2 protein-coding genes are annotated in these 4,940 nt (G+C 73.4%); both read right to left on the bottom strand.

Annotation, left to right across the window (positions count from 1 at the left end):
- The coding region (locus ACGFIW_RS33710) for a beta-ketoacyl synthase N-terminal-like domain-containing protein (RefSeq protein WP_393324595.1) at positions 1 to 881 on the bottom strand (881 nt) is incomplete at its 3' end.
- Entirely contained in the window at positions 881 to 4,876 is a 3,996-nt protein-coding gene (locus ACGFIW_RS33705) for an SDR family NAD(P)-dependent oxidoreductase (protein ID WP_393324592.1), read from the bottom strand. The genes ACGFIW_RS33710 and ACGFIW_RS33705, both read right to left, overlap by 1 nt.
- Positions 4,877 to 4,940 lie beyond the last annotated feature (64 nt).

The following is a 4,940-nucleotide window of genomic DNA, read 5'->3' as shown; positions in this document are numbered from 1 at the left end:
GACAACCGCTCCAACAACAACACCCCCACACCCTCCGCCCAACCCGTCCCATCCGCAGCCGCCGAAAACGCCTTACACCGACCATCAACCGCCAACCCCCGCTGACGACTGAACTCCACAAACGTCGCCGGAGTCGACATCACCGTCACCCCACCAGCAAGCGCCAACCCACACTCACCCCGCCGCAACGACTGCACCGCCAAATGCAACGCCACCAACGACGACGAACACGCCGTATCCACAGTCACCGCAGGACCCTCAAAACCAAACGTGTACGCCACCCGCCCCGAAGCGACACTGCCCGAGCTGCCCGTCCGCAGGTAGCCCTCCACCTCCTCGGGCACCTGCCTGATCCGCGAGGCGTAGTCGTTGTAGACGACACCCGCGAAGACACCCGTCCGGCTGCCCCGGACCGTGGACGGGTCTATCCCGGCCGCTTCGAACGCCTCCCAGGACGTCTCCAGCAGCAGCCGCTGCTGGGGATCGGTCGCCAGCGCCTCACGCGGGGAGAGACCGAAGAAGGCCGGGTCGAAATCCGCCGCGTCGTAGAGGAAACCGCCCTCCCGGGTCGAGACCTTGCCGGCGCGGTCCGGGTCCGGGTCGTACAGGTCCTCCGGCCAGCCGCGGTCCGTGGGGAAGCCGGCGATCGCGTCGCGGCCATCGCGTACGAGCTGCCAGAGCTTCTCCGGGCTGCTGGCCCCGCCCGGGTAACGGCAGCTCATCCCGATGATCGCGATGGGCTCCCGATCCCCGTCCTCCAGGTCGCGGATCCGCTGGTGGGCCTGGCGCAGGTCGCCGGTGACCCGCCTGAGATAGTCGAGGAGCTTCGCCTCGCTCCGCTCTCCCCCGCCGGACATCGCGTTCACTCCCGCATCGGTCATCAGATCGCCCCGAACTCGTTGTCGATCATTTGGAACAGCTCGTCCGCGGAGGCGCCGCTCAGGTCGTCGTCCCTTCGTTCCGGCGCGGGCTCCGGTGCGCCGGACCATTTCGCCAGCAGCGTCTGCAGCCGGGTCGCGACCCAGGCGCGTTGGTCCTCGTCGGGCTCGGCAGTCGTCAGGGCTGCCTCCAGCGCGTCCAACCCGCCGACGAGCGCCGCCGCCGGCTCGCCGCGTGCGGGCGCGATCTCGTCGGCGATGAACCGGGCGAGGGCGATCGGAGTCGGCCGGTCGAACACGACAGTGGCGGGCAGTTGCGCCCCGGTCGCCGCGACGAGGCGGTTACGCAGGTCCACCGCGGTCAGCGAGTCGAACCCGAGCTCGCGGAAGGCCGCCTCGCGACCCACCTGCTCCGCCGAGGAGTGCCCGAGCGCCACCGCGACCTGGGTCCGGATCAGTCCGAGCAGTGCGTTCTCGCGCGCCTCGGCCGACAGGCCCGCCAGCCGTTCGCGCAGGGCGGTGGATTCCTCCGCCGAGCCGGCCGCCCGTCTCGCGGCCCGCCTCGGGCCCGCCTTGACGAGCCCCTGGAGCACCGGCGGTAGCGACCCCTCCCGTGCCGCGGCGCGCAACGCCCGCTCGTTGAGCCGGACCGGGACCAGCACCGGTTCGTCGGACGCCAGCGCGGCGTCGAACAACGCGAGCGCCTCGTCCGGATCCAGCGGGACGACACCGAGGCGTCCGATGCGCCGGAGGTCACGTTCGTGCAGCCCGGCCGCCATCCCCCCGTCGCCGGGCGCCCACGGGCCCCATCCGAGTGAGACGGCGGGGAGCCCCGCGGCCCTGCGTGTCTGGGCCAGTGCGTCGAGACGGGCGTTGGCCGCCGCGTAGCCCGCCTGGCCCGCGGTGCCGACGGTGGCGGCCGCCGACGAGAACAGCACGAACGCCGAAAGTGGCAAATGCGCGGTCAGTTCGTGCAGGTGCAGGGCCCCCTCGGCCTTGGCCGCGGCCAGGCCGTCGAGCCGTTCCGGCGTCAGTGTCTCGACCACGCCGTCGTCGAGCACTCCAGCGGCATGCACCACGGCGCTGAGCGGGTACTCCGCCGGTATGTCCCCGAGCAGGGCCGCGACGGCGTCGCGATCGGACACGTCACAGGCCGCGATCCTGACCCGGGCACCGAGCGCCTCCAGGTCGGCGGTGAGGGCGGCGGCACCGTCCGCGTCGGGTCCCCCGCGTCCGGCGAGCAGGAGGCTGCGGACGCCGTGCCCGGTCACCAGGTGCCGGGCGAGCCGGCGGCCCAGCGCGCCCGTACCGCCGGTGACGAGGACGGTGCCGTCGGCGAGAGTTCCGGGCGGCGGAATGGTCAGGACCACCTTGCCGACGTGGCGGCCCTGGCTGACGTGCCGGAACGCCTGCTGCGCGGCGCGTACGTCCCAGGCGGTGGTGGGCAGCGGCGCGAGCACCCCGCGCTCGAACAGCCGCACGAGGTCGGCCAGCATCTCCTGGATCCGGTCCGGCGCGACGTCGGCGAGGTCGAAGGCGCGGTAGCGGACACCCTCGTGCTCGGTGGCGACGAGGTCCGGATCCCGTAGGTCGGCCTTGCCCATCTCGACGAACCGGCCGCCGCGCGGCAACAGCCGCAGCGACGCGTCGACAAGTTCGCCGGCGAGCGAGTCCAGCACCACGTCCATCCCGCGGCCGCCGGTCGCGGCCAGGAACGCGGCCTCGAACTCGGCGGTGCGGGACGAGGCGATCCGGTCCCCGGGCAGTCCGGACGAGTGCAGGACATCCCATTTGCCGGGGCTCGCGGTGCCGTAGACCTCGGCGCCCCAGTGTTGGGCCAGTTGGACCGCCGCCATGCCGACCCCGCCCGCCGCGGCGTGGACCAGGACTGCCTCCCCCGTGCGCAGCTCGGCCACCTCCCGCAGCCCGTGGTAGGCGGTGAGGAAGACGATCGGTACGGAGGCCGCCTGGGTGAACGTCCACCCCCGCGGGATCCGCACGAGTGTGCGCCGGTCGGTGACGGCGACCGGCCCGAAGGAGCCGGGCAGCAGGCCCATCACCCGGTCTCCGGGCGCGAGGTCCGTGACTCCGGGCCCGACCTCCAGGACGATCCCGGCACCTTCGCCGCCGAGGACGGCCGCGCCGGGGTACACCCCGAGGGCGATCAGTACGTCGCGGAAGTTCAGCCCGGCGGCCCGGACCGACACCCGGACCTGGCCGTGGCCGAGTGGCGCGAGCACGTCCGGGCAGGGCTCCAGGGCGAGACCGTCGGCCGTGCCCGCACCGGTCGGGACGAGCCTCCAGGCGGTCCCCCCGGGCACCTCAGGTGTCACCGCGGTACGGGCCAGCCTCGGCACGAGGACGGTGCCCCCGCGCACCGCGAGCTGCCGCTCCCCGGTCGCGACTGCCGCGGCGAACGCGCCCACCGAAGGGGCTCGGCCGTCCAGGTCCACGAGGACGAACGTGCCGGGGTGTTCGGCCTGCACGGACCGCACCAGCCCCCACACCGCGGCCTGATCCGGCCGGTGGACCGCCTCCCCCGGCCGTGCCTGGACAGCGCCGTTGGTGACCAGGACCGCGGTGGCTCCGGCGAACCGCTCGTCGGCGAGCCACGTCTGGATCTGGCTCAGGACCTCGTGCGCGCTCCCGGTGCCGGTGCACAGCACGACCAGGCCGGGCACCGTCCCGGCGTCCGCGAGCGACGCCAGATCCGGGTGGCCGCGGACCTCACCGGCGGCCGCGCTGAGCGCGCCGGCCAGGCCGAGCGGATCCGGGCCGACCACCGCCCAGTCGGCCCGGGTGGGAGTGCCCGCCGGTACCTCGTTCCAGTTCGGCCGGTAGAGCGATCGGTGCTGACCACCTGTCGAGAGCCGGTCCGGCGAGCCCGTCCGGAAGGCCACCGAGGTGGCCGTCGCGACGGGCAGCCCGGACGGGTCGCACACCACCAGGGAGACCGCTCCGGAACCGGCAGGTGCCAGCCGCACCCGTAGGGACGACGCGCCTGCGGCGTGCAGGGCGACGTCGGCCCAGGTGAAGGGCAGCCGTACTTCCCCGGGCGGTCCGAGCATGCCCAGGTCGGCGGCGTGCAGGGCCGCGTCGAGCAACGCCGGGTGCAGGGCGTACCGGGCCGCCTCCGCTTCGGCGGGGACGGGCAGCGCCACCTCGGCGAACACCTCCGCACCGCGGCGCCACGCGGCGCGCAGCCCCTGGAAGGCGGGGCCGTAGGTGTACCCGCGCTCGGCGAGATCCCGGTAGTGGCCGGACACGTCGACCGCGACGGCCCCCGTGGGCGGCCACTGCGTCAGATCGGCGGGCAGGTCGTGCGGTCGGGCACCGGGTGCCAGCACGCCGGACGCGTGCTGGGTCCAGACCTCGTCGAGCTCACTGCCGCCCGGCCGGGAATGCAGCGCGAACGCGCGTCGGCCCGACTCGTCCGGCTCCTCCGTGGTCATCTGGAACTGGAGTGCCGCACGCTCGTCGAGGACCAGCGGCGCGTCCAGGACGAGTTCCTCGATGACGTCGCAGGCGACCTGTTCACCCACCTGGAGGGCGAGTTCCACGATCGCCGTGCCCGGCAGCAGGACGGTTCCCATGATCATGTGGTCGGCGAGCCAGGGGTGCGTACGCAGGGACAGGGAACCCGTGAAGAGCATGCCCTGACCGCCGGCCAGGCCCACCGCCGCGCCGAGCAGAGGGTGCCCGATCGCGTCCATGCCCGCGGCGGAGACGCCCGCGGTCTGCGGCCTTCGCTGCGGCCAGTAGCGACGCCTCTGGAAGGAGTAGGTCGGCAGGTCGACGGCCCGGCCGCCGCGGCCGGCGAAATACGCCCGCCAGTCGACGGACACGCCGTGCACGACGACACCCGCCAGGAGTTCGGCAAGTGTGGTCGTCTCCGGCCGGCCCTTACGCAGGACGGGTATCGCGGTGCTGCCGGGGAGCTGCTCCTGTACGAGTGCGGAGAGCACTCCGTCCGGGCCCAACTCGACGAACGTCGTCACCCCCGCGCCGAGCAAAGCCTCGACCCCATCATGAAAACGAACAGTCTCCCGCACATGCCGAACC

This window comes from Micromonospora sp. NPDC048935, assembly GCF_043197875.1.
In the GTDB taxonomy this organism is placed as follows: domain Bacteria; phylum Actinomycetota; class Actinomycetes; order Mycobacteriales; family Micromonosporaceae; genus Micromonospora.
Note: the sequence above shows the minus strand (reverse complement) of the source record. Positions and strands in the feature narration are given on the sequence as shown.